Source organism: Alistipes sp. UBA1686 (assembly GCF_002320215.1).
GTDB classification, from domain to species: domain Bacteria; phylum Bacteroidota; class Bacteroidia; order Bacteroidales; family Rikenellaceae; genus Alistipes; species Alistipes onderdonkii.
The window spans coordinates 24,881-51,687 of sequence record NZ_DCKA01000005.1 but is presented as its reverse complement, the minus strand read 5'-3'; the positions used below and the strand labels follow the sequence as shown (position 1 = coordinate 51,687).

The following is a 26,807-nucleotide window of genomic DNA, read 5'->3' as shown; positions in this document are numbered from 1 at the left end:
TATACCGGGGTATCCGATGCCCGGCCCGCTTACTTGCGGGTGAGCTTCAGGAAGAGGTCGGGACGGTCTGTGGTGATGAAGTCGACCCGGTTTTCGATGGCCCATATCATGTCGGCCGGGTTGTTTACCGTCCAGACGTTCGAGGCCATCTTCAACGCCTTGATGTCGTTGAGCCACGTCGGGTTGTTCAGGTATACGCCGTAGTTGAAATCGCAGCCCGTCAGCCCCATCGCCTTCAGGTCTTTGGGCAACGTGCCGCCTCCCAGGTACATCAGCTGCGTCTTTGCGGGGGCCAGCCGTGCCAGCTCTTTCATTATGTGGAGTGAGAACGAGATGTAGGTCACGCGTTTCGAAAGCCCGTACCGGCCGACCATCTTCACCACGGCCTCGGCCGCTGCGGTTTCCGCCTCGGGGGTGGCGTGGGGCTTGAGTTCCAGAACGAGGTGTACCTTCGTATCCTTAGCGGCCTCGAGGTATTGCGCCAGCGTGGGCATCGGCTCCCCGTTTTCGAGCTTGAGCGTCGTCAGCACGGTCGAAGGGGTGCTCTGTACCTCGTATCCGTCGTGCCAGCCGTCGTGGTTGAGCACCGGAACGCCGTCCGAGGCCATCCATACGTCAAATTCCACGCCGTACACGCCCAGCTGGTCGGCCTTGAGGAGCGAGGCGATCGAATTCTGTGCCGAGCCGTCGGTGTGCCAGAAGCCCCGGTGTGCGACCACGCGGGTCTTGTTCTTCATCGGGATGCCGTATTTCAGGTAGCGGCGTGCCTGGATGATCCGGGCCAGGCGATCCATCAGGGCCTTGTCTTTCGGGTTGTCCGACTCGTTGAGGGTCAGTACGCCGCGGTTCCCGCAGTAGTAGGCAACGGCCGAAGAGTTGAAGACGTCGTTCTTTTCGAAGTGGTTGATATAGGCCACCATTCGGTCGTATGACGAATTGGGGATCGCCGCCGTGGCCTTCTCGTCGAATTCGAACTCCATGGCCATCCTGTGGCGGCGGGCCGTGGCGCAGGCCTCGTCGAGGCGGCTGTCGGGGATCGAGTGGTTGAAGAAGTGGTTGGGCTGCTGGTAAGCCACGTCGAAGCCCAGGCGTTTCCACTCCTCATGGCCTTTGGCCTGCCAGTAGGGAATCCAGTAGAAAAGCTTGCCTTCGGAGTGGATGTATTCGCTCAGCGGAATGGTGAGCTCCTCGCAGTGGTGGGTGTCCTCGGCGACCCAGTAGAAGCCCGAGAGTTCCAGGTGCTTGTATTTAGCGGCCTTGAAACGTTCGACCAGCTCCCCGATGTACCATTTGGTCGCGGCGATCTGATCCTCCTCTTTCGAGAAATCCATCTCCCGGCCGTCGATCTCGCCCCAGTCCTTCTGGCCGCGGATCGCTTCGGGAAGCCCCAGTACGATTTGATGCCTGAAGGCGGGCTTTCCGAGCTCTTTTATCTCCTGTCCGATGCACCGGTCGAGTGCCGAAAGCGACTTGCCCTGCTCGAAAATCCGATCCAGCAGCCACTCCCATTCTGTCCTGCGGGCGTTGAGTTTCTCGTAGCCCACGGTGTAGTTGCGTCCCGAGCCGTCCTTGAACTCGAGGAACAGGAAGCCGTCGAAGAGCCAGTCTTTCGAGCCGTCGGCAAACCGGTGTACGACATAGGGACGGAATTCATCGACCGTCCAGTCCAGCCGGTGGCTGCCGCCTTGGTAGATCAGGGCCAGATCCTGGATTCCGGTCGTCCGGTAGCCCTGCTCGGCGGCGGGTTTGCCGGACGCGGCGGGCTGTTGCCGCAGCGGGTTGCCGATCACGAACCGGCAGAATTCATGGAACAGTTCTTTGTCCTTTGCGGCCGTCGATGCCCACAGATCGTAAAAACGGTTGGTGCCGTGGTAATAGCTCAGCGGCTTGCTTCCGTATACGCCGTGTTTTTTCGCTCCTTCCATATACTCGCGGAACCTTTTTTTGTAGACGTCGGAGTTCTGCTCCCCCTCGAGGATGTTCTCGTCGAATTCGAATTCCATCGCCAGGTCGTGCGCCTTGATGTCGGAGAAATAGCGTGACAGCGGCCTTGCGCCCTTGTCGTCCCAATAGTGGTTGGGCTGCATGTAGGCGTAGTCGATGCCCATCTCCTTCCATTTGGTGTAGCCTGCGGCACGGTTGTAGGGTATCCAGCAGAAACTCTGGTTGATCGAATGCAGGTATTCCGCAACCTGGGGGATGACCTCTTCCGACTTTTTCAGTTCGTGGCAGTAGCCGTCGCCCGGCGTCACGATCTCCTCGGAGATGGGGTAGAACCCCGCCAGTTCGACGTACTGGTAATTCCCCTCGTCGAAGCGCCTGCGCACCTGGTCGATATACCATTTGCAGGCCGCAACGCGGTCGGCACCCTTGGCGAAATCCATCCGCCGCCCGTCGAGCGAACCCCAGTAGGTCGTCGACTCGCTCGTGTCGTCGTACTTCCGGTAGATGATCGGGTCGGGCATTACCATGACGACCTTGCGCTTGGCCGGGGGCGTGCCCAGCCGCTGTGAAGCCTCCTTTACGGCCGCTTCGAGGGCGTTCACGCCGTTGTCACCGTCGAACCAGTAGTCGATCAGCTCCTTCCACTGCTGCTTGCCGGCCGAAATGCCCTGGCCCCGCAGCACGCCTACCATGTAGGCGTATTTACCCCCGTCGGGGCGGCTGCTGTCCTGGAATTCGAGGAAGAGGAACCCGTCGAAGAGCCAGTGCTCCCTGCCCTCTTCGTCCACATAGGTCACGAACGGGGTGAAACGCTCCTTGTCCCAGCGGTACGGGGTGCGGTGGTGGCTGCCACCGTAGCACAACACCAGGTCGGTATAGGACGGTATCGCGTCGCGTTCCTGTTCCCAGGCGTACATTTTCGGTTCGGAATCGCGGGTTGCCGGGGCCGCGTCGCCCGTGGGGCCGTTCGCCGCCGTGGCGGGCGTATGGTTTGCGGCCAATGCCGCTAAGAGGGTGCAAAATGCGAAGGTCTTGAATTTTTTCATCTGTTTACGGATCGTTAATCGTTATTTGCGCATCGGGTTGTCGAGTACGAAACGGCAGAATTCGTGGTAGAACTCCCTGTCTTTGGCTGCCGTCGATTTCGACAGGTCGTATAAGGCGTTGGTGCCGTGGTAGTAGCTCAGCGGCTTTGTGCCGTAGACATTGTTCAGCCTGGCTCCGGACATGTATTCGCGGAAACGCTTCTTGTAGGTGTCGCAGTCGGCCTTTCCCTCGAGGAGCGCCTCGTCGAATTCGAATTCCATGCCCAGGCCGTTGGCCTTGACGTCGGAGAAGAACTGCGACAGCGATTTTTGTCCCTCCCAGAAGTAGTTGGGCTGCATATAGGCGTAGTCTACGCCCAGCTGCTTCCATTTCTTATACCCTGCGGCGCGGTTGTACGGGATCCAGTTCAGGGATTGGTTGATCGCATGCAGGTATTCCGCGAGCGGAGGGATGATCTCGTCCGATTTCTTCAGTTCGTGGTTCCAGCCGTCGCCCGGCGTGACGAGTTCCTCGGAGATGATGTAGAACCCCGCCAGGTCGATATACTGGTAGTTACCCAGGTCGAAACGCCTGCGTACCTCGTCGACATACCACTTGTAGGCCGCGATGCGGTCTTCGGCCGTCGAAAAGTCCATTTTGCGGCCGTTCAGCTCGCCCCAGTAAACCGTGGAGCCGGGGTCGCCCTTGCCGTTGCCCTTGCCGTCGTAAACCTTGTAGATGATCGGGTCGGGAAGTACCATGATGACCTTGCGTTTGGACGGGGGTGCGCCCAGGCGTGCCGAAGCGTCCTTCACGGCTCCTTCGAGGGCATCCATGCCGCTGCCGCCGGCGAACCAATAGTCGATCAGCTCTTTCCATTGCGTCTTTCCGGCCGAGAACCCGTAGTCCTTCATCAGCCCAACCATGTAGGCGTAATAACCGCCGTCGGGACGGCTGCTGTCCTGGAATTCGATGAACAGGAAGCTGTCGAACAGCCAATGTTCCTTGCCCTGTTCGTCCACGTAGCTCACGCTCGGGGCGAAACGCTCCTTGTCCCAGCGGTACGGGGTGCGGTGGTGGCTGCCGCCATAGCACAGCACCATGTCCGTATAGGAGAGTATCCCGTTGCGGCTTTGTTCCCACGGGTACATCTGCGGGCCGGGGGCGTCGGTGGTGAACCGGACATACTGCATCTGGCTGTATTCGCCCGAGTCGTTGCAGGCCACGGCGAAGACCGTGTAGGTCGTCTGCGCCGCCAGGCCGTCGATCTCGACCGTCGTCCCGGTGTATTGCGTGCCGTTCTGGGCGACGCTCTGCGCCGTTTCGGACGTAATGACCCCTGTGGCCTTGTATATGATTTTGACGGACGTGGCGTTCGTGCGCTTCATGTTCAGCGTCACCGAGTTGGCGCCCGACGATGCGATCGTCATGCTCAGGGCCGGTTTCGGGCCCCCGGAGGGCTCGTCGTCCCCGTCTCCGCAGCCGATGAACGACAGGCAGCAGAGAAGCGTGAAAATGATTCGGTAGTTCGTCATGGGATGTCAGTTTTTTTTTATTTGTTTCCCTTTCCGGAGTGTTGCGTCCGTACCGGGTTGTTTACGACGAAACTGCAGAATTCGTGGAAGAACTCCCTGTCCGTTTCGTCCGTGGAGACCGAGAGGTCGTAGAGGGCATTACTCCCCTGGTAATAGGCCAGCGGGCGGGTGCCGTAGATGCCGTGTTTCTTTGCGTATTCCATGTATTTGCGCATCCGTGCCCGGTATATGTCGCTGTGCGGATCCGCGCTGAGGATCGAAGCCTCGAATTCGAACTCGATGCTCGTCCCGGCACGGTTGATCTTCATGCAGGCGGAATCCAGGTCGTTTTCCGGCTTCCAGTAGTGGTTGGGCTGCATGTAGACCTGGTCGAAGCCGAATTTGCGCCAGTCGTCATGGCCGCGGGCGTCGTAGAACGGAATCCAGCTGAACGTGTAGTTGAGCCGGTGGAGGTAGTCGGCGATCTCGGGGAGCAGGATGTCCGAACGGGTCAGGTGGTAGCTGTACTCCGTGTCGTGCGGCTGGGCGGCGATCTCGCGGATCCAGTAGAACCCGGCCAGGTCGATGTATTTGTAATCGCCCTGGGCGAACCGTGCCCGCACCTGGTCGATGTACCACCTGCAGGCCGCTACGCGGTCTTCGTTGCTGTTGAAATCCAACCGGCGCCCGCCGAGTTCTCCCCAGTAGGTGGTCGTGGTGGTCGTGTCGATGTAGTGGCGGTGGATGATCGGATCGGGGATCATTATGATCACGCGGCGTTTGCAGGGCGCTTTGCCCAACCGGGCGGTGGCCTCCTTGACGGCCTGTTCCAGGGCGTCGGCACAGTTGCCCTTTGTGAAATAGTAGTCGATCAGCTCCTGCCACTGCTCCTTGCCGGCCGATACGCCCGCATCGCGCAGCACGCCCGTCATATACGAGTAGGCGCCGCTGTCGGGGCGGTCGACATCCTGCGATTCCAGGAAGATGAAGCCGTCGAATAGCCATTGTTCCTTCCCGTCGGGGTCGACGTAGGTGACATAGGGGGCGAAGCGCCCCTTGTCCCACAGGAAGGGATTGCGGTGATGGCTGGCACCGTAGCATAATACGGCATCGGTCGTGGTCGCCGGACTCTTGTGTTTCCTCTCCCACGGGTACAGCTTGTCCTTCGGGCCTGCGGTGCCGGTCGGGAGCGTGAAAACCAAGGCTGTTACCACTGCAATTGCTACTGTAAAAAGTCTGCGAGTCATGTCTTGTCGTTTTTATCCGACCCCGGAGCAGTCTCTTCCGTCCGGGGTCAATATATCCGTTTATGGGTTATTTCCTGTCCGTTGTCGGTCGTTGTGCCCGTAACGGATTGTTTATGATGAACTGGCAAAGTTCGTCGAACAACTCCCGGTCGGCCTCGTCGTCCGAAGCGTGGAGGTCGTAGAACCCGTTGGTGCCATGGTAATATGCGAACGGCCGTTTGCCGTAGATGTTGCGTCGTTTGGCGTAGTCGATGTAATCGCGCAGCCGCGCACGGAATGTTCCGCTGCCTTCGCGTGCGTCGAGCAGCGTGGGTTCGAACTCTATTTCCATGCCGATGCCCAGGCTGTCGATCTGTCTGCAAACCTCATCCATGTCGTTCTGCGGCTTCCAGTAATAGTTGGGTTGCAGGTAGACCTGGTCGAACCCGAACTGCTGCCATACGTCGTACCCGCGCGAGCCGTAGTAGGGTATCCAGCTGAACGTATAATCCAGCTTGTGGAGGTAGTCGGCGATATGCGGGAGCATGATGTCCGAGCGGGTCAGGTGGTAGCTGTACTGCGTGTCCACCGGCCGGGTGACGATCTCGCGCAGCCAGTAGAATCCCGCCAGCTCGACGTGTTCGTAGTTGCCCCGGGCGAACCGCTCCCGTACCCGGTCGATATACCATTTGCAGGCGGCTATGCGGTCTTCGTTCCTGCTGAAATCCAGCTGCTGGCCATCCAGCGCACCCCAATAGGTCGTACTCGACGTCGTGTCGATATAGTGCCGGTGAATCACCGGGTCAGGGAGTACCATGATGACCTTGTGCTTCTGCGGGGCTTTGCCCAACCGCGCGGCGGCCTCCTTCACGGCCTCTTCGAGGGCCTCGACCCCGTTGCCGTCCGTGAAATAATAGTCGATCAGCTCCTGCCATTGCGCTTTGCCGGCCGATTCGCCCGTGTCACGCAGATGCCCCGTCTCGAAGGCGTAGAGTTCTGCGTCGGGGCGGTTCGTGTCCTGGAATTCCAGGAAGATGAACCCGTCGAAGAGCCAGTGCTCTGTGCCCTCTTTATCGACATAGGTGACATAGGGTGCCAGCCGCTCCTTATCCCACAGGAAAGGGGTGCGGTGGTGGCTGCCGCCGTAACATAACACGGCATCCGTGGGGGGTTGCAGGTCTCTGCGGTGCTGCCCCTGCGGGTACATAGTCCGGGAACAACCGCCCGCGAGAAGCAGGCATCCTGCGGCCGCTGCGAACGGAACGATATTTTTCAGGAATTTGAGCATCGTAGTCGGTAAGTCGTAATTCGTAAAATTAAAATTAATCCCGTTGTGAAAGAGAATGAACTCACAACGGGATTAATTATTCAACATCTGTCGTTAGAATCCCAGACCCTGTACGTCAGCCAGTTTACCGCGGCCATACAGATAGTCTCCGGTTTGGGCGTATTCGGGTTTGACAATCACGAATTTCAGGTAACGGCCTGCGATCGTTTTCTGGACTGCATAGTCATAGGGCGTCGGCACACCTGTCCAGTTGAAATCACGCTTACCGCTGGCTACCAGATTCCACTGGGTGCTTGCACCGCTATACTCTTCGGCCGTGTAGATCTCATAATCCCGGTAATTACCCTGGTGGGTCGAGTAATCGCTGATCCGGAATTTCGTGAACACCTGCCGCTGTCCCATATCCACGACGAACGTTATCGGGAATTCGATTTGAGTGGCGAACCAGGATATCCATTCGTGGCCGGCGGTAATTTCCCCATCGAACAGTTTGTCGGCTGTATACTGCATGATCCATGCGGCCCCGCCGTTGTTCGGGTCTTTTGCATAGCAGTTATCCTCGCCTTCGAGCAATTTCCACGGGCCCTTCAGTTCCTTGTCCATCGAGAAGGGGACATACATGACCTCGGTGGTGACGGTGATACCGTCCAGCGACGCGGAGGTGATGCGCACCGGCACGAGCAGGTCGCCCACGATATCGAGGTTGCTGCCCGTGAACAGCTTGTCGGAGTTGATCTTGCCCGAGAACTTGGCCGTCGTCTCGCCTGCTGCGATCTGCGATCTGGCGGCGTCGAGCCTGGCGAATCCTTCGGGCGCGGCCAGGTAGTTCGTCCCGTTGGCCTGGTTGTAGGCCTCCACGAGGCTGTTGTCGATCGCGTAGTTCACCGTCAGATCCATTGTCGTGATGGCATTGTCGAGCACGATGTTGCCGTCGAAGGTAATCTCCTCGTGCGTAGCGGTGGGGTGGAACGGTGTTGCCAGTTCCTTCTCCATGCCGATCGAAGCGCGCTTGGGGTTGATGATCTTCACATTGCGGTTCGCGTCGACGGCCAGCGCGTCGTTGACCGTGGTGAGCTCAAGCGGAATGGCATACTCCGTACCCTCGCCGAGGGCGAAGATGGCTGCGTCATCCCACGTAACCTCAACGAATTTACGGGTGTCGCCATCCGAGAACCCGATCGTCGAAGAGGAGAGTTTGTAACAATTCGCCGGCAGCACCGCGTAGTTGGTGCCGTTGGCCGCGTTGTACTCGGCCAGGGCAGTTTCCGAGACGCTGAGGAGCGCTTTGGCGCTTTGCTGCCCCTTGCCGTTTTTCAGTATGGCGAATTCGTATTTCCCATTATAAACCGATACGCCTGCATATTGTTCCTCATTGACGAATGAGAGCGTATCGTCTACCATGAAGTTGTTGCGATTGTCCTCGCAGCCGGCCAGAGCGGCCGAAGCAAACAGTCCTGCAATCAACAGTTTCCACATATTTATTTTCATAGGTTCGAGCATTTATTAATGTCCGTAATTCTGGGTCATATTGGTCATTTCGGCCATCTGTGCCGCATTGATCGGGTGGAGATAGTCCTTGTCGCGGAATACGGCCGGGGCGCCGACGTAGTCGGTGTGTACGCGTTCGTAGGACTCTTCGTACGTGGTGGCGCTTACGTGCAGCGTCCAGTTCTCGCTCGGGTATTCTTCCTTGGCGATCATCCAGCGGCAGGCGTCGTAGTGGCGCATCGCTTCCAGTCCGAACTCTACCATGCGTTCTTTCTGGATGCACCAGCGGAGCAGCTCCTTGTTCCCTTTGATTTCGGGGTAAGCGACCTCGATCTTTTTCAGTCCGACACGTTCGCGCACCTTGTTCAGGTATTCGAGCGCTGCGGTCTCGTCGCGCTGGGGCTTTTCGTTGCAGGCCTCGGCGTAGTTGAGATAGATTTCCGCCAGGCGGAAGGCCGGATAAACCGTTTGCATCGAAGTGTAATCCTTGGCTTCGCGCAGCGACTTGTTGGTTTCGAGCAAACGGCGCCATACATAGCCTACGCGGGTGATACCGCCGCCTTCACCAGCATTCCACTTATTGGTGCAAGCATCGTTGTTGTAGCAGGTGAACTTGATATTCTCCGTCTTGTTGGGCCACCAGAAACCGTTGGGTACGAGGCAGGCGTAATAACGGGGATCGCGGTTGATACAACTGTTGTGGGCCTTGATGCCGTCGCCCCAGTCGATACCGGGCTGTTTGTACCCTTCGGTGAAGCCGGTGGCCAGATAACCCGATTGCGGGTCGACGATGGGTTTCGACATGTCGTTCTCACCCTGGTAGCCTGTCACGGGATAGCGTCCGGTCGTGTACATGGGATAGCTGTCTACCAATTTCAGCGAAGGTTGGATACCGCCGTATCCCTGGTAAACGACACCCGATGCGCCGCCGCTTGTCATGCCGGGCATGGCGCATGCCAGCAGACCTCCGGTGCCGCCAAGCCACGAATAACTGCCCGAGCGGCTCCACCAGCCCCAGATGGTCTCCTTGTTCCAGGGCTTCAGCCTTACGCCCTGATAAGAGGACATGTAACGCGTGAACTCATCGGTCTGTTCCGTATCCTTGTAGAGATCGTACAAACCGGTCTCAGCCAACTCGATCACATCCCAGGCTGCCTGTGCGGCTGCCTCCCATTTGGTCTCGTCCTTGCTCTGCGGGAAGAGGAATTCCCCGCGAATGTTCTGCATCTGGCCTTTGTAAAGGTCGCACCCGTTGTATAACGGCGATGCTGCGTAAAGCAGTATGCGCGATTTCAGCGCCAGGGCTGCACCGCGCGTAACACGGCCGGCCCACTGTTTGCCGTCGATACCGATGTCGTCGGTGCGTACCGGCAGGTCGTTCTTGATTGCGTCGAGCTCCCCGACCATGAAGTCGATGTTCTGCTGTACGGTGTGGCGGTCTACGCTCTTGGCGTCGATCGTCTCGTCGGCGATCTGGTCGCCCCAGATGAATACCGGGCCGTATTGGCGGAACAGCAGGAAGTAGTAGTAGGCGCGCAGGAAGCGGGCCTCGGCCTTCATATAGGCAACTGTCGTCGGGGTGTCTTCCTTGTCGAGGTCGATATATTTCAGGAAGATGGAGCACTGGTTGATGCCGATGTAGTAATCCGGCCAGTAATTGAAGTTGGTCGTGGCGCTACTGTAATTACCGGTTCTGAACTGGGTGTAGTAGACCCACTGGTACCACGAGAAGAGCGCTTCGTCGGAGCGTCCTACCGTCCAGCCGTGCATGCCTACGACCTCTTCTTCCTGGGGAATGTAGGAGTAAAGGTGGCTCAGGTATTTCTGGACTTCGGTTTTTTGCCGGAAAATATCCTCGATCTTGGCCTGGTCGTCCAGTTCCACGTCGAAGAACGACTCGCAGGAGGACAGCGTAAAGGCCAGTAAGAGGGCGGTTGCGAATATTCGTATTTTTTTCATAGCTTATCCTTTTTTAGAAGTTGACGTTTGCACCGATTGCAAAGGTACGTATAAGGGGGTATACATTACCGTAATTCGCATTTACCTCAGGATCCCAGAGCTTGAAATCGCTGAATGTAACCAGGTTCTTTCCCTGGATATAGAACCTGATCTTGGACAGGCCCCATTTCTTGGTCATGCTTTCGGGTAGTGTATAGCCGATCTCCGCGTCTTTCAGACGCAGGAAACTCATGTCGCGCTGCCAGTAGGTCGAAAGTTGCTGGTTGTTGTCCACCTTGTTGAGCGACAGACGGGGGTAGGGTGCGTTGGGATTCTGGTTGTCGAGCGTCCAGCGGTTCTTGGCCACATCCTCGAAAATCTGTCCCATGCGGAGGATCGTCGACGAAGCGCCGAAGAGGTTCTGGCCCTGGATGATGCGGGTCACGTGGCCCACGCCCGAGAAGAATACCGATACGTCGATGCCTTTCCATTTGAGGCTGGCGCCGAAACCGTAGTTGATCTCCGGTACGAGCGTATAGCCGATGGCCACCTTGTCGAAGGTGTTGACCACGCCGTCGCCGTTGACGTCGCGGTACTTGATGTCACCCGGGCGTACGGTACCGAAATCCTGCTTGGGCCAGTTGGCGATATCCTCTTCCGACTCGAACAGTCCTTCGGCAATCAGGCCGAACTGCTGGTTGTTGGCAAAGCCGGCGAGGTTCTGGTATTTCCAGATCTGGTCGGGTTTGTCGTCGTAGAGTTTCTTGTTGCGGTTGTAGGTGAAGTTACCGCGTGCCGATATGCTGAAATCCTTGTTGAAGCTGTGGTCGAATTCGAGCGACATGTCGAAACCCTGGTTCTTCATGCGGCCGAGGTTGACCCACTGCGCCGTTTTCGTGCCGACCACCGACGGGGTGGATTCGCGCTGGATGAAGATGCCTTCGCGTTTCTCATAGAAATAGTCCGCCTGGATCTTGATCTTGTTGAACAGCCCCAGTTCGATACCGACGTCGGCCTTCGTCGCCTCTTCCCAGGCAACGTCGGGATTGCCGTACTCGCCGGTCGAATAACCGGGCAGACTGGTCTGTCCCAGATCGCCGAAAAGGAACCCGCCTGCATTGGTGTTCATGGTCGTATTGTAGGCGAAGCGGCGGCTTCCGCCGATTTCGTCGTTACCGATCTTACCGTACGAGGCGCGGATCTTCAGGATGTTGATCTTGTCGCGCAGCGGCTCCCAGAATTTTTCGTTGCTGATCATGTATCCTACGGCGTAGGAGGGGAAGAAGCCGTAGCGCTTGCCGGGAGCGAAATTCTCCGAACCGTTGTAACCGAAGTTGAACTCGGCGAAATACTTGTCGCGGAAGGCATAGGTGAAACGTCCGGCGATACCCATGTTCTTAGTCGGGTAGGCGTCGATGTAATTGAGCGGCCTGTTCTTGGATTTGCTGCGTACCGAGTAGAGGAACATGCCGCTTACGCGGTGGTCTTCCGCGAAGAGGCGCTCATAGATAAGCGAGCCCTCGAAATTGATGGCCGTCGTACCCGAGGAGTCCGATGTTGCGAGCTTCATATAGTTACTGCCGTTGGGATTGGCAGCGGTCAGCATCAGTTCGCCGTTTTCATCGCGCCCGGTGGCGTAGTAGGTTACCGGGGACATTGCCCGCTCCAGGAGGGTCGCATTCTGGGCGTCCCATGCGAATTTCACATTGGCTTTCAGTCCGGGGGTAATGATGTCCGAGAAATCCTGCGTAAGCGACAACAGGGATTGCGCCACCATGGTGTTGTAACGTCTATATCCGGTGTTGTTCAGCATGTTGTAGGGGTTGACCGAGCCCGACTCCTGCGGGATCGCCAGCATGCCGTTGGAATATACGGTCGGCGTAGCCACGGGGGTTACGTACATCGTATAGGCGTATAGGTCGTTCGTGCTCGTACATGGCGCGTTCTTGGTGGTATACTGCGTAGACAGCGAAAGACCCAGCTGCGTCGACTTGGTAATGTCGATGTCGATGTTCGAGCGGAAGCTGTACTTGTTGAAGTTCATCTGGGCATCGTAACGGTCATTGTCCGCGACATTGAACATACCGCCTTCCGTGTAGTAGGATGCCGAAACGTAGTAACGGATTTTCGGGGAGCCGCCCGTGACGCTCGCGTGTACGCGCCCGGTCATGGCCAAGTCCTTGAAGATGGTGTTGACCCAGTCGACGTTCGGATAGAGGTCGGGGTCGCGGCCGCTCAGGTACATCTGGCGGGCATAGTCCGAAATCGGCATCTCGGTGCTGCCGCTGTCGCGGTAGAGTTCGTTGTAGTAGTCGATCCACTGCGAAGCGTTCGCCAGCTCGGGCAGCTGGACAGGCTGCGTAATGCCGAATTCGGCCTTGACGCGGATCTGGGGCGCCGTCATTTCGGTGCCTCGTTTGGTGGTGATCAGGATGATGCCGTTCGCACCGCGCACACCGTAGAGGGCGGTCGCCGTTGCGTCCTTCAGGATGGAGAACGTGGCGATGTCGTCCGCGTCGACAAAGTCCATGTCGCGCTCGATACCGTCGACGAGCACCAGCGGGGTGGTTTTGGCACCGAACGTACTCTGTCCACGGATCCAGAACTCGGCGCTCGATCCGGGTTCGCCCGTACGCTGCATTACGACGATACCCGCCAGTTTACCTGCGAGGTTTGAGGAGAGCGAGCCGCTTGCCACTTCCAGTTCGCCGGCGTCGATGGTGTTGATGGCGCCGATGATACTCTCCTTGCGCTGTTTACCGTATGCGACTACGGTTACCGCCTCCAGTTCGGAAACCTTGCGCACCAGCTCGGTCACGATGTTGGTCTTCGTTCCGACGGGAATGCTCTGGGTTTCATAACCCAGGTACGAAATCTCGATTACATCGGTCGGCTTTACGTCGATCGAGAAGGTACCGTCATTACCCGTGATGACACCGCGGGTACTGCCCTTGACGATCACGGTGGCTCCCGGTACACCCGCCTTGGTCTCGTCCAGGACGCGTCCGGTCATCTTGACATTCCCCCCCCCTTGCGGGGCGGTAACAGACGTTTCCAGGCTGTTTGCGGAATACACAAATTCGGGATTTGCGCTCAATTCCGTAACCGATATAAGCCCCAGTATCAACACGAATGACCGGAGCATTATTTTACAAAAGAGCTTTTGTATAGTCATTGTCATATTTCCTCATTTATAATTACTTAATGTAGATTTGTACGGTTCGGGCGTCGGTCGGTCGCCGCGGGCCCGTACGTGTTGGATTGATCCTTGCTTGGCTAGAAGCACTTTGGATTAGTGTTTTCAGGAAGTCAATAGTTCGGGTCTCGTCTGTTTTACCATAGGCACGTTTTAGTTTTTAGGTATGGTGAATAATTAGTCGGTTTTATAATTCGTCTGCCGATATGGCTGTCAATGCCGAAAGAACTTGATACACGACAACATACGGCCTGTGTGGTACTTTCTTTTCTGTGAAATTCAGTTAAAAGTATTCATTATCCGGTAACAAATATAACAATAAAATTATTATCATTACTATTTTTGATAAGTTTTTTTACTTTAATGCGGTGCGGCGCGATTTGCCCGTCGGCGAATTAGTATACTTAATTTATTGATTGTCAATGTTTTAATTCTTGCTTTCGAGCCATGATTTTTTTTTGAAAAACTAATATCCTTTTTATCAGGCACTTGGCTTCTGGGCACTGGCTTAGGCAGGTCTTTGTTCTTAAGATTGTGTAATACAATATTTTATATTTTTATATTTCGCTTGTGCCCGGATCGTTCCTGACGGATAATAGTTGCGTGCCCTGATTTTTGCCGCTTCAATGATTTGAAAAGTTTTTTACTGTTCCTGGGCTTGTAAGTAAAATATTTTTGCTTATTTTTGTCCTGTAAACTTTCGGGCTTACCGGCTAACAAGGTATACCTATGTATATTATATTTGCCGTTTATGCCCGCATCCGGCTACGCCGGCCGTACCGCATGGAACTGCGCTGAGTTGAAAATTCAATAAAATACCCGGAATAAATGATGATTAAAAATTGTTGTATGCTGGTGGCGGGCCTCCTGCTACACACGCAAATATTCGCACAGGATAAAACGGCCGCAAGCCGTATCGGCGAGGACTACACCCTGTCGAACGGTGCGGTCGAGGCCGTTTTCAGCGGGAGCGGAAGCTTCGACATCGAGAAACTGGTGCTCAACGGGAAACAGGTCGTCGCGGCAGGCAAGAACGAAACGCCGTGGATCCTGATATACAAAGGTTCCCAGGGAGAAAACCCGGAGTTGAAACCCGAACATGCCGTTTACCGTGGGGTGCAGGTGCGCGATGACGCCCATGCCAAAACTTTGGTGTTCACGTGGGAGCTGACGCTGGACTACTCGCCGGTGAAATATCCCGTGCGGATGTACGTGACGCTTCCCGACGGCGGCGAGCTGCTGCAATGGAACATAGAGGCCGACCTGCCCGCCGGGTGGCTGGTCACGGATCTGAAATTCCCCAATGTCGTGATCGAACGCCCCGAAGACGGCAGGATCATCACCACCGAAGGCTGGGGCGTCGAGAAGCCGCTCGACATCGCCACGTTCGAAGCCCGTTACCCGTCGCATGCCTCCGCCATGCAGTTCCTCGTGGTACACAATGCCGAGGGTGCGTTCTATTACGGGACGGAAGACCGCCGCGGTTGCGGAAAGACCTATTCGGCGCAGTGTACGCCGACGACGGTTGCGTTCTGCGATGCCATCCCCGCCTCGGCCGGATGGATCGCGGACGGGACGTTCCGCCTGCCGTGGGTCTCGGTCACGGGTTTCACGCCGAAGGGTTGGGAAGATGCCGTCGTCAGGTGGTACCGTCCGTTTACCTTCACGACCGAGTGGGGTCGTAAGCCGCTCGCCTCGCGCAATATCCCGCAGTGGTGCTACGATGCCGACGCATGGGTACGTGCCAAGCACGTGACCGACCAGACCTACGATGCCGTCCGGCGTGCTGCCCGGTATTTCGGGAAAGGGCTGGGTGTGCACTGGTATTTCTGGCATCATTACCCCTACGATACCCACTATCCCGACTACCTGCCCGCGCAGGAGCGTTTCGCAGGGATGGTGCGTGATGCCCAGTCTCTGGGCGCGCGTGTGACGCCCTATATCAACGGCCGGCTCTGGGATCCGGCGGCCGACAGCTATAAGCGCGACCGCGGTTACGACGCGTCGTGCCGTAAACCCGACGGTTCGCTCTATACCGAGATTTACCCCACGTCGAAAGTCCTCAATACGGTGACCTGCCCCTCGACGGATATCTGGCACCGGAAGATCATCGGGCTGGTGGACAGCCTGCAACACGCGATCGGGGTGAACGGAATCTATATCGACCAGATCGCTGCGGCTGCGCCCGAGCCCTGTTGGAACGAGGCGCACGGCCATCCGGTCGGGGGCGGCGATTTCTGGTACGACGGCTACCGCAGGCTTATCGGCGAGATCCGCGCACACCACCTGCAGGAGGACAGGATCCTGACCAGCGAGGAGAATGCCGAGTGCTATATCGACCTGTTCGACATGCTGCTGGTCGTCAATACGCCCCATGAGGAGGACAACTGCATCATCCGGCCGGTGTTCCCGATGGTCTATTCCGACCGTGCCGTCACCAGTGCCTTCACCTATACGCCGAGCGAGGCGGATAAGATGTCGCTGGGCGACTTCCGTTACGAACTGGCGAAGGCGTTGTTGTGGGGTTCGCAGATCGGGTGGGTCGACCCCATCCCGCTGATGTCGGAACAGGCCGTCAGCGAGGCGCGTTTCATGAAGACGCTCATGGATTTCCGCCGCAGCCTGCACGATGTCGTGTACGGCGGCCTCTTCATCCGCGAGCTCACCCCGACGGGCGACAACCCCATCGTGAAGATTCCGGGGTTCGGCGATGACGCGTCGGTGCTGGCTGCCGAGTGGCGGAAGCCGGACGGCCGCAAGGTCTATATCGTTGTCAATATGGATGAAAAAAAACATAAGGTTTCGTTACCCGGCGTGGACAAGCCCTTCGATGTGGCGGGTGCGTCCTGCAAGCGTATTGATTTGTAACGGGTAACGATGTCCGGGCAGGGCCCGGATAGGTTGGGTAGGAGAGGGAGCCCGGCGTGCGTTACGCCGGGCACCCTTGTTTTGCAGGGGGACTTGCCCGCCGGAATCCGCCTGGTCGGGCGCAACCGCATCGTCGTCGGCGAGGGGTATATCCTGTCATCGGGAGTTACAGGCAGCCGTGCTGCGATTCCCTCTCCGCCCGTTCCCCGATGCCCCAAGGCGAGAAAGAATGAACCGCGGGTTTATTCCATGTAAGTCATGACGTTGCCGCTGATCTGCTGCAACGATATTTCACAAACCTTCGTATTGTATTTGGCCGTGAGGATGCGCTCTTCGGCATCGAGCAGGCTCTTCTGCGCTTCGCGCATCTCGATGCCCGGCAGGTCGCCCAGCAGGTAACGCTCCATGGCGATCTCGTAGTTCTCCTTGGCGGCGATCAGGTTCTCCTTTTCCAGTTGGATCACCTCGAGGTTGTTGCGGTAGGCCTGCCAGAAGTTCGACAGGTTGGCACGCAGCGACTGCTCGAGCCTTTCGCGCGTGAGCTGCGCATTTTCCACGTCGATGCGGGCGTTGCGCTGCTCCCGGCGGCGGTTGCCGTCGAAGATCGTGATGCCGAGTTTCACCCCGGCGTTCAGTCCCAGCGTTCCGCGCGACCGGGTCGTCCCGTTCCCGAAACGGTTGTAGGTGTAACCGTATCCCGTCGTCAGGTTCAGGTAGGGGTAGTTGCGCGCCTGCACGGTTTTCAGGTCGAGTTCGGCCAGCACATTGTCATGCCCTGCCAGCAGCAGCGAGGCATTCGTGTCGAGCGTCTGCGCCAGCAGCTCCTCCCATTTGAGCTCGCCGTTGACCTCGATCACCGAGTCGCGGATGCAGAGCATTTCGTTGACGTCCTTGTTGGCCAGCAGTTCGTTGATGCGGATGCGCGAAGCCGAAACCAGCTCCTGCTGGGACATATATTTCGAACTGTCGGCATTGAAGTCCACGCGTGCCTGCAACAGGTCGAGGCGCGAGAAATTGCCGACGCTGACCCGCGCTTCGGTGATGCGCAGCCGCTCGCGCGAAAGCGCCACGGCATAGCGGAAATTCTGCAGGCGCAGCGTTTGCTGGACGTAATTGTAGTATTCGGCCGTCAGGCTGGCTACGAAGTCCTCGATCGTGATGCGGGTGCGGACAGTGCCCATCTCCTGCATCTCTTTGAGCTTTTTGTAGTTGGTGCGGATGCGGAATCCGTCGAAAATCGTCCAGTTGAGGTTGATCCCGGCGTTGAACGTCTGGTCGTAGATGCCGTTGTCCGACCATGCGTCCCCTTCGCGCGGTGTGGTGCGCTCGTTGTCCAGCGCCCCCGAATAACCCGCCTCGAAGTCGATCGTCGGCACCATGCCGGCATTTGCCGCCGTGGCATTGTTGTCGCTGATGCGCTCCTCATTGCGCACGATGCGTATGTCGTAGTTGTTTTCCAACCCTATTTCCAGGCACTTGCGGAGGGTCAGCTCCTCCTGTGCCGCCGCCGTTGCGAAAATCCCCGCGGCCAGGGCCGATAAAATCACTCGTTTCATTGGGCTTCCTTATTTCTGTTTCTTACTCCGGTCTGTCGATACGTAGCTGTATATTGCCGGGACGATGTAGAGCGTCAGCAGGGTGGATACCACCATACCGCCCACTACGGCGATACCCATGGCGATACGTCCGTTGGCACCTTCGCCCGTGGCGACGGTCAGCGGCAGCAGGCCGAGGATGGTCGAGGCGCTCGTCATCAGGATCGGGCGCAGGCGTTGCAGCGAGGCTTCCTCGATGGCGTGCAGTTTGTCGATTCCCGCTTCCTGCTTCTGGTTGGCGAACTCCACGATCAGGATGCCGTTCTTGGCCACCAGGCCGATGAGCATGATGATGCCGATCTGGCTGAAGATGTTCATCGTCTGCCCGTTGGCGGCCATGAACACCAGTGCCCCCGCAATGGCCAGCGGCACGGTGAGCATGATGACCAGCGGGTCTTTGAAGCTCTCGAACTGTGCCGCGAGGATCAGGTAGATCAGCAGGATGGCCAGCAGGAAGGCGAACATCAGGCTCGACGAACTTTCACGGAACTCCTTCGAGTCGCCGGCCAGCGCCGTGCGGAAATCGTCGCCGAGCGTTTCGGCGGCGATGCGATCCATTTCGTCGAGCCCCTGCCCGATGGTCTTGCCCTTCGCCAGCCCGGCCGATACGGTCGCCGAGAGGAACCGGTTGTAGTGGTACAATTGCGGCGGGGCGACGTTCTCTTCCAGTGCGATCAGGTTGTCCAGCTGGATCATCTCGCCCTTGTCGCTGCGTACGTAGATCGACCGCAGGTCGGCGGGCTTGTTGCGTTGCTGGCGGTTGATTTCGGCCAGTATCTCGTATTGCTTGCCGTTCATGTAGAAGTAGCCCATACGCTGGCCGCTGAGCCCGTACTGGAGCGTCTGGGCGATGTCGCGCGTCGAGACGCCCAGCAGGTTCGACTTGTCGCGGTTGATGATGATGCGCGCTTCGGGCTTGCTGAATTTCAGGTCGACGTCGGCCATCTGGAACACGGGGCTTTCGTAGACCTTGCGCATGAATTCGGGCAGCACCTCCTGCAACCGTTCGATGCCGGTGGCCTGCAGGACGTACTGCACGGGCATGTTGCCGCGGCGGCCGCCGAAGGTGCTCTGCTGCTGCACGAAGGCGCGGGCCTTGGTCTTGGTACGCACGGCCGCCGAAAGCTCCTCGGCGATCTCCATCTGCGAACGTTTGCGTTCCGAGATGTCGGTCAGGGCGATGCGGACGTTGCCCGAGCCGCTCGATACGCGTGCCGTGACCGACTGGGCCTCCGGCACGAGCGAATCGACCAGGCGGTTGATGTCCTCGGTGTAGTCGCGCAGGTATTCGTAGGTGGCGCCTTCCGACCCGCGGGTAATGATCGAAATCTGCGAACGGTCTTCGAGCGGCGCCATTTCCGCCGGGATGGCCCGCCACAGCCAGCCGATCAGTCCGACCATCAGGGCGATGAGCGGCAATGCCACCCAGCGCCGCCGCAGGAACCCGGCCAGCGTGCGCTGGTAAAAGTTGTTCATTCCCACGAAGAAGGGCTCGGTCTTGCTGTAAAACCAGCTCTTGCGCTCCTGCCGCACCAGCAGTTTGGTCGCCAGCATCGGGGTGATGGTCAGCGCAGCGAAGGTCGAGATGACCACCGCGCCCGAGATCACCATGCTGAATTCGCGGAACAGGCGGCCGGTCATGCCCTCCATGAAGACGATCGGGAAGAACACGGCGATCAGCGTGACCGACGTCGAGATGACGGCGAAGAAGATCTCCTTGGCGCCTTCGATGCCGGCCTCCTTGGGCGTCATGCCGCGTTCGATGCGGATGTAGATGTTCTCGGTCATCACGATGGCATCGTCGACCACCAGCCCGACCGAGAGCACCACGGCCAGCATCGACAGCACGTTGATCGAGAACCCGGCGACGTACATCAGGAAGAACGTGCCGATGAGCGAGACCGGGATCACGATGCACGGGATGAGCGTCACGCGCCAGTTGCGCAGGAAGAGGAAGATGATGATGATGACCAGGATGAAGGCCTCGTAGACGGTCTGTCGCACCTCGTCGATCGAGGCGCGGATGAAGCGCGTGTTGTCGAACCCGTAGGAGGTCACCACGTCGTCCGGCAGGTCTTTCTTCATCGTCTCCATGCGCTGGTAAACCGCATCGGCGATGTCGATGTGGTTGGCTCCCGGCTGGGGGATCACCACGACGCCCACCATCGGGATACCGTTCATCTTCATGTAGCTGCGCGTATCCTGGGGGCCCAGTTCGGCGCGTCCCACGTCGCTCAGGCGGATGATGCGGTTGGAGGCTTCGCGTACGACCAGGTCGTTGAACTCCTGCGTGGTGTGCATCAGCCCCATCGTGCGGATCGTCAGCTCGGTGGTGTTGCCTTCGATGCTGCCCGAGGGAAGCTCTACGTTTTCGCGGTCGAGGGCGTTCTTGATGTCCACGGGCGTAATGCCGTATCCGGCCATCTTGGCCGGGTCGAGCCACAGGCGCATCGAGTAGCGTTTCTCACCCCATATCTGCACGCCGCTGACGTTGTTGATCGTCTGCAGCTGCTCCTTGACCGTCAGGTCGGCGATCTCGCTCAGCTCCAGCAGCGAACGTTTGTCGCTCTGGATGGTTACCATCAGGATCGGTGTGGCGTCGGCATCGGCTTTGGTGACCGTCGGAGGGTCGCAGTCGCGGGGCAGGTAGCGCTGGGCGCGCGACACTTTGTCGCGCACGTCGTTGGCCGCGGTTTCCAGGTCTACCGAGAGTTCGAATTCGACCGTGATGCGGCTCTGTCCCTGGCTGCTGACGCTCGACATCGAGCGGATGCCCGGGATGCCGTTTATGTTCTGTTCGAGCGGCTCGGTGATCTGGTTCTCGATCACATCGGCATTGGCTCCCGGATAGGAGCACGTCACCGAGATGATGGGGTTGTCGACACTCGGGTATTCGCGTACGCCGAGGTAGCTGTACCCGATGAAACCGAATAGCAGGATGATGATCGTCAGCACCGATGCCATTACCGGCCGCCGGATGCTCAGTTCGGAAATATTCATGCGGCGGCGGTTTTATTCGACGGTGTCGAGTTTTACGGGGAGCCCTTCACGCAGCTGGAGCGTGCCGGAGACGATCAGCGTGTCGCCCGGGGCCAACCCCTCGACGACCTGTATCCGCGATTCCGTCCTCAGCCCGGTTTTTATGGCTACGGCGTGGGCTTTGCCGCCCTTGTAGAGGAATACCTTGTCCACGCCCATCTCGGGGACGACGGCCTGCGTCGGGATGGCGATGGCGTCGGGAATGTCATGCATCCGGATCTTTACGCTTACGAAGCGTCCGGGCAGCAGCCTGCCCCGCGTATTGGGGTAGTGCGCACGCACCGAGAAATAGTGGGTATTCGAGTCGATCTTCGACTCGGTGGCATATACCTCGGCGTGGAACGTCTCGTTGTACCCCTCGACCGTGAACGTGAGGCGCGTCCCGGGTTTTATCTGGCTGGCGTAGCGCTCCGGGACGGAAAGGTCGATCTTCAGCGGTTTGATTTTGGTCAGCTTGGCCACCACGACGCTCGGCGAGGCATAGGCGCCTTCGCTGACGTTGCGCAGGCCGATCACGCCGTCGAACGGGGCGTGCAGCTCCGTGAGCGCGATGTTCGAACGCACGATGTCGATGTCGGCGTTGAGCATCGCCAGTTCGGTGCGTGCCTGTTCGTAGGCTTCCTGGCTGACGGCGTCCTTTTCGAGCAGGGCACTCTGGCGGTAAACACGGTCTTCGGCCAGTTTGAGCTGCGCTTCGTAGCGCGACAGCTGTGCCAGCAGCGGTTTGTCGTTGACTTTGGCCAGCAATTCGCCCTTGCGGACGGTTGAGCCTTCCTGGAAGTTGATCGAGACGATCTTGCCCGAGGTCTCGAACGAGAGGTCTACCTCCTCGTCGGGGAGCAGGCTGCCCACCGAGGTGATTCCGTCCGTGAGGGTTTGCGGCCGCACGACGAGCCCGTTGACGTTCAGGACGCTATTTTTCCGGGGTATGCTGATTGCTGCCGGGTCGGGGGCGGACGAACTGCCGCGGTAGTGGTTGTAAACGAACAGCCCAGCACAGAATACTACGAGGATGACGGACGTGATGATCCATTTCTTTTTTTTCATACCGGAGAGGTTGTCTTTAATGAGGGATATGCAAAGATACGAAAAAAACCGCTATGCCTCCGCTGCCGAAAGGTACAATTGCATCCGTTTGTCGTAAAAACGGGGCCGGTTGCGGGTTCGTGTATGCCCGTATCCGGCGAAACGGTAAAAAACGCCGGCGAAACGACCGGCATCCGCCGGATTCCCGCACCGTCGGAAAGCAATACCTACATGTTATTATTCTGTCCCGAAAATTACCTAAAACAGGGAATTGCCCGGGCTCGGCAGCCACCTTAACTTTGCCACTGCAAACAAAATAAACGGAGAGCCTATGCGTCTTGGAATTTTACTGTTTACTTCTATTTTATTACTGGCGGGTATTACCCTGCATGCGCAGGAAGCTGTGACCGCCCCCGCCCCTGTCCCCATCCCCGAATCTGCGGCTGCGGCCGATTCGGCTGCCAATGCCAGGCTGAAGGCACAGCTGAAAGCCGAACTCCTGTCGGAGATCCGTGCCGAGCTCTCTTCCGAAGTGAAGACCGCCGTCAGCAAAGAGGCCGACAAACCCTCACGGCTGACCGTAGGCGGGTACGGCGAAGCCGTCATGACGCGCAATTTTTTCAGCGACAACTACCTGCGTTATATCAGCCCCGACAAGTACAAGAATGACAAAAGCCACGGCCGCTTCGACCTCCCGCACGTGGTCATCTACCTGGGCTACGATTTCGGGCGCGGCTGGTCGATGGGCACCGAGATCGAATTCGAGCACGGCGGCACGGAGAGCGCCTTCGAAACCGAATTCGAGGAGGGCGGCGAGTATGAGTCGGAGATCGAACGCGGCGGCGAGGTCGCCCTCGAACAGTTCTGGCTCCAGAAAAGCTTCAGCCCGGTCTTCAACCTGCGCCTGGGGCATATGATCGTGCCCGTCGGCGGAACCAACCAGCACCACATGCCCACCGAGTTCTTCGGGGTCTACCGTCCCGAGGGCGAGAATACGATCCTGCCCTGCACATGGCACGAAACGGGCATCAGCCTCTGGGGACGTGCCGGTGACTGGCGTTACGAGGTGATGTTCTTGCCGGGACTGGATTCCGACCGGTTCGGCGACAACGGTTGGGTCAGCGGCGGTGCCGGAAGCCCCTACGAATTCAAGATCGCCAATGCCTATGCCGGGGCGTTCCGCATCGACAACTACTCCGTCCCGGGCTTGCGCCTGAGCCTGAGCGGCTATGCGGGCAACAGTTTCAGCAATACCCTGAGTGCCAACCGTACCGGTGCTGACAGATACAAGGACGTGAAGGGTACGGTGATGATCGGCGCCTTCGATTTCCTCTACGATGCCCATAACTGGATCGTTCGCGGTAACTTCGACTACGGGCACCTGACCAATTCGGACAAGATTTCCCAGTTCAACCGCGATATGCCCAACGCATCGCCCTCGCCCAAACAATATGTGGGTTCGGACGCCATCGCCACGGGGGTGGAAGCCGGTTACGACATCTTCTCGCAGATACGCAGGCTCAAGGAGAGGGGACACCGCTTCTACGTCTTCGGCCGCTATGAGTTCTACGATTCGATGTTCGATACCGCCAAGTCGGTAATCCGCCAGGACTGGTGCGGCCGCCAGCGGGTAGCCGTCGGGTTCAACTATTACCCGATCAGGAACATTGTCATCAAGGCCGAGTACGGCATCGGCCTGCTCCGGTCGTACGACTACACCGACTCCGCCACCGGGGAGGCCCGCACGGGGCGTTTCAACAATGAGCCCTCCCTTTCGCTGGGGATCGCCTATTCCGGCTTTTTCAGACGTTAACCAAATCATAATGAGAATATGAAAAATCTGTTCAAAAATTCCGTTTATGCAGCCGCGGCACTCGTCCTGGCGCTCGGGGCCGCATCGTGCAGCGACAGCGACGGCGATTACACGTTTGCCGACGAGCGTGAAGAGGCGCTCAGGGATGCTGCCGTAGATTTCGTCGACAATAACGTGATTCCGACCTATAAGGCCCTGGCCGACGGGAGCATCGCCTTGCAGGAGGATTGCGAGGCCATGCTGGAGGCTTTCGACGCGGGAACCCTTACGACCCCGCTGGTGCAGGCCGCCTGCAACGACTGGATCACCACGCGCAAGCACTGGGAGCTCAGCGAGGCCTACCTTTACGGCGCTGCGGCCGATTACGACATCGACCCGCATATCGACTCCTGGCCGCTGGACGGCACGGCGCTTCAGAACCTGCTGAACAACAACAGTATGATGGCCGAGATCGAGAGGAATCCCGATTATGTCAGCGCCAATCTGGGTTACGGCCTGCTCGGGTTCCATGCGTTGGAATACATGCTCTTCGAGAATGCGGGCCCCCGCGCCCTCGGCAAATACACCCGTCCCCAGCTGGTATACCTGGTCGGTGTGGCCAACGATCTGTGCAACATGTGCGTACGCCTCGAAGCTTCGTGGGCGGGGCTGGACAATGTCACCGAAGAGAAGCAGACGATCCTGGGCGATGCCGAACTGGAGCCGACCTTCGACTACGGCGCTTCGATGCGCAATTCGGGGAAGGGCGGCAGCAAGTACCGCAACTATAAGGATGCCGCCGAGGAGATCATCCAGGGCTGCATCGACATCGCCACGGAGGTCGGCTCGCAGAAGATCGGCCGTCCGGCCAACGGAACCAGCTCCGAGGATATCAATTACATCGAGTCGCCTTACAGCCAGAATTCGAAGACCGATTTCATCGACAACATCATCAGCATCCGGAACACCTATCAGGGTATGACCTCCGGCGACGCTTCGGTGAGCGACTGGATCGAGGTGGTAGACCCCGTCCTCGATACGGAGGTTCGCAATGCGATTTCCACGGCGATCGAAAAGATCGAGGCCTGCCCGGCCCCGTTCGTCGACAACCGTACGGCACAGGCATGGAAGGATGCCGCCACCTATTGCAATAACGACCTTGTGAACGCGCTTACGAAGGCGCTGACGGCACTGTCGGTCGAAAAATAACCATTTTCAGCAATGAAAAAGCACTTGATTTACAGCCTGTGCATGTCGGCAGCCCTGATGGCTGCCGCGTGCGCTGATGACAAGGGGACGGATCCCGCCCCCGATCCGAATCCCGACCCTGTTCCTGAGGAGTATTACGCCGGCGGCAAGCTCGGCACGGCTTTCAACACTACGTCGGTGGCCTACGAGCAGCCTACGCCGGTCGTCGATGACGACGCCGCGATGACGCAGCGTTTCCTGAACGGTGAGGCGCTGTTCGAAAAACCCTTCACGGCCAACTCGTCGGGTGTGCGCTACGGCCTCGGGCCGCTCTATATCCGCACCTCGTGCCTGCACTGCCACCCGGGCTACGGCCACGGCAAGCGTATCGAAGGCGCGTTCAACACCAACCAGATCGGCAACGGCTATCTGCTGGTCATCACCGACGAGGACGACAATTACCTGACATCGCTCACCGGTATGCCGCAAACGCGGGCCGTGGCGCCGTTCAAAGCCCCGATCGACGAATCGAAGATCATGATCGGCTGGCAGGAGTATACCGACGAGTGGGGCAATAAGTTTCCCGACGGCGAGTCTTACAGCCTGATCTATCCCGAAGTGACGATCCCCGAGGACGCCTATTACGTGCCGCTGATCGGCGCCAAGGGCGAGGTGCCCTATGCCAAGGTGCGCGTGCGCCTCGAATCGACCATCGGCATCTACGGTACGGGCTTGCTGGATGCCATTTCAGACAGCGACCTGAAAGCCGAGTACGTTCGCCAGGAGCAGAACGGCGTGCCGCTCAATCCCGCGATCTTCAGGAACGGCGAGTGGGTCAAGACCTACGGGACGACCACCCATCCGCTGCGCTATACCTATGCCCTGAGCCGCGGCCCGTTGCAGGATGCGGCGGGTGCCAATGCCATCTGGAACATCACCAACGTGACCCGCTCCGACCGCCGTTACCACTACATGACCGCTGCTTATGCCGAAGTAGCGTCGAAGGACGCCGATGTGCAGCGGGATTTCTACACGCTTTTCCCGGCGTGGAACAAGACGGGCGACGTTGCGCAGGATATTTACGACTATCTGATGAACAAGGAACTGCCCGTCGAGATGAGCGATGAGGACTATGTCGACTTCATGGTCTGGCACCGCGGTCTGGCCGTACCGGCGGCGCGGAACCTCGACGATGCGGACGTCAAACGCGGCAAGGCGCTCTTCACCGAGATCGGCTGTGCCACCTGCCACCGTCCGACCTGGACGACGGGCGACGATGTCTTTACCGACCCCAACGGTTTCTTTGCCGACGGCGACAGCCGCCTGCCGCGTTATCCTAATCAGAAGATCTGGCCCTACTCCGACATGGTGCAGCACCGTCTCTTCATGGTGAACGACATCCGCACGGGCTGGTGCCGTACGACGCCGCTCTGGGGCCGCGGCCTGAGCGAGAAGTGCACGGGCGCCAGCGACCGCCTGCACGATTGCCGTGCGCGGACGGTCATCGAGGCTATCATGTGGCATGGCGCGGCGCAGAGCGACGCCCGCTGGTCGGTCGAGAAGTTCCGCACGCTGAGCAAGGACGACCGCGACGCGGTGGTCGAATTCATCGAATCCATCTAACCCTTCCCGGATATGTGCGAAGCGCCGGTGCCCCGTGCATCGGCCTTTGCCGTGTC

At 58.4% G+C, this 26,807-nt stretch carries 14 protein-coding genes; 4 read left to right on the top strand and 10 right to left on the bottom strand.

Translation table 11 applies throughout. The annotated features are described in order from the left end of the window. Positions 1-29: 29 nt before the first annotated feature. The 7 genes from B3C38_RS01345 to B3C38_RS01315 all read right to left on the bottom strand — a co-directional run bounded on the left by B3C38_RS01345 (position 30) and on the right by B3C38_RS01315 (position 13,437). Positions 30-2,990 carry a DUF4855 domain-containing protein gene (locus B3C38_RS01345; protein ID WP_286724541.1) on the bottom strand — a complete coding sequence of 987 codons (2,961 nt, stop codon included), beginning with the start codon at positions 2,988-2,990 and terminating at the stop codon, positions 30-32. Between the two features lie 21 nt (positions 2,991-3,011). Next, complete coding sequence (locus B3C38_RS01340) at positions 3,012-4,505, bottom strand: DUF4855 domain-containing protein (protein ID WP_286724539.1); 1,494 nt, start codon at positions 4,503-4,505, stop codon at positions 3,012-3,014. A 17-nt stretch (positions 4,506-4,522) separates the two neighbouring features. Continuing rightward, positions 4,523-5,731 carry a DUF4855 domain-containing protein gene (locus B3C38_RS01335; protein WP_286724538.1) on the bottom strand — a complete coding sequence of 403 codons (1,209 nt, stop codon included), beginning with the start codon at positions 5,729-5,731 and terminating at the stop codon, positions 4,523-4,525. Positions 5,732-5,798: 67 nt separating this feature from the next. Next, positions 5,799-6,998, bottom strand: coding sequence for a DUF4855 domain-containing protein (locus B3C38_RS01330; RefSeq protein ID WP_141405145.1), 1,200 nt, complete (start codon positions 6,996-6,998; stop codon positions 5,799-5,801). A gap of 93 nt (positions 6,999-7,091) precedes the next feature. After that, positions 7,092-8,486, bottom strand: a complete 1,395-nt coding sequence (locus tag B3C38_RS01325; protein ID WP_286724536.1) for a DUF1735 domain-containing protein — start codon at positions 8,484-8,486, stop codon at positions 7,092-7,094. Positions 8,487-8,501: 15 nt separating this feature from the next. Continuing rightward, complete coding sequence (locus B3C38_RS01320) at positions 8,502-10,445, bottom strand: RagB/SusD family nutrient uptake outer membrane protein (RefSeq protein WP_237958092.1); 1,944 nt, start codon at positions 10,443-10,445, stop codon at positions 8,502-8,504. Positions 10,446-10,458: 13 nt separating this feature from the next. Then, positions 10,459-13,437 (bottom strand): SusC/RagA family TonB-linked outer membrane protein, encoded by a 2,979-nt coding sequence (locus tag B3C38_RS01315; RefSeq protein ID WP_055210009.1) that lies wholly within the window; start codon positions 13,435-13,437, stop codon positions 10,459-10,461. 1,011 nt (positions 13,438-14,448) lie between these two features. Between B3C38_RS01315 and B3C38_RS01310 the strand changes: the two genes are divergently transcribed. Continuing rightward, positions 14,449-16,488 (top strand): DUF6259 domain-containing protein, encoded by a 2,040-nt coding sequence (locus B3C38_RS01310; protein WP_286724532.1) that lies wholly within the window; start codon positions 14,449-14,451, stop codon positions 16,486-16,488. 242 nt (positions 16,489-16,730) lie between these two features. On the opposite strand, the gene B3C38_RS01305 is transcribed toward B3C38_RS01310, so the two are convergent. From B3C38_RS01305 to B3C38_RS01295, 3 genes are read right to left on the bottom strand one after another with little or no spacing between them, the layout of a single operon-like run. After that, complete coding sequence (locus B3C38_RS01305; protein ID WP_022333904.1) at positions 16,731-18,044, bottom strand: TolC family protein; 1,314 nt, start codon at positions 18,042-18,044, stop codon at positions 16,731-16,733. 9 nt (positions 18,045-18,053) lie between these two features. Next, positions 18,054-21,083 carry an efflux RND transporter permease subunit gene (locus B3C38_RS01300; RefSeq protein WP_022333903.1) on the bottom strand — a complete coding sequence of 1,010 codons (3,030 nt, stop codon included), beginning with the start codon at positions 21,081-21,083 and terminating at the stop codon, positions 18,054-18,056. A gap of 12 nt (positions 21,084-21,095) precedes the next feature. After that, entirely contained in the window at positions 21,096-22,169 is a 1,074-nt protein-coding gene (locus B3C38_RS01295) for an efflux RND transporter periplasmic adaptor subunit (RefSeq protein WP_286724531.1), read from the bottom strand. A 310-nt stretch (positions 22,170-22,479) separates the two neighbouring features. On the opposite strand from B3C38_RS01295, the gene B3C38_RS01290 reads away from it, so the two are divergent. From B3C38_RS01290 to B3C38_RS01280, 3 genes are read left to right on the top strand one after another with little or no spacing between them, the layout of a single operon-like run. Beyond that, positions 22,480-23,961, top strand: coding sequence for a hypothetical protein (locus B3C38_RS01290; protein WP_232045443.1), 1,482 nt, complete (start codon positions 22,480-22,482; stop codon positions 23,959-23,961). Between the two features lie 18 nt (positions 23,962-23,979). After that, positions 23,980-25,149, top strand: a complete 1,170-nt coding sequence (locus B3C38_RS01285; protein WP_286724527.1) for an imelysin family protein — start codon at positions 23,980-23,982, stop codon at positions 25,147-25,149. A 12-nt stretch (positions 25,150-25,161) separates the two neighbouring features. Then, positions 25,162-26,751: a di-heme oxidoredictase family protein gene (locus B3C38_RS01280; protein ID WP_414630895.1), complete on the top strand. Its 1,590-nt coding sequence runs from the start codon at positions 25,162-25,164 to the stop codon at positions 26,749-26,751. Positions 26,752-26,807 lie beyond the last annotated feature (56 nt).